We start from the raw sequence: 209 nt of genomic DNA on the forward strand, positions 1-209 counted from the left end.
GTGTCCACGGTTTTTCCCGGCGTGTTTTTGGCCGGGATCCCCGCCAAGAGCGTGCGGGGACGACCGCTGGCGCGGTCGGTTTCATAGAGTTACGGCGGTTATAGCGGTGGGGAAACGCCCGGTCCCATTCCGAACCCGGAAGCTAAGCTCACCTGCGCCGATGGTACTGCACTCGACAGGGTGTGGGAGAGTAGGACACCGCCGGAACA

At 63.2% G+C, this 209-nt stretch carries 1 rRNA gene; it reads left to right on the forward strand.

What is annotated here, in order from left to right:
• Positions 1 to 90 precede the first annotated feature (90 nt).
• Positions 91 to 207, forward strand: a 5S ribosomal RNA gene (rrf, locus tag ON41_RS07955).
• Positions 208 to 209 lie beyond the last annotated feature (2 nt).

Origin of the sequence: Nocardia transvalensis NBRC 15921, from assembly GCF_000308875.1 — a bacterium.
In the GTDB taxonomy this organism is placed as follows: Bacteria; Actinomycetota; Actinomycetes; order Mycobacteriales; family Mycobacteriaceae; genus Nocardia; species Nocardia transvalensis.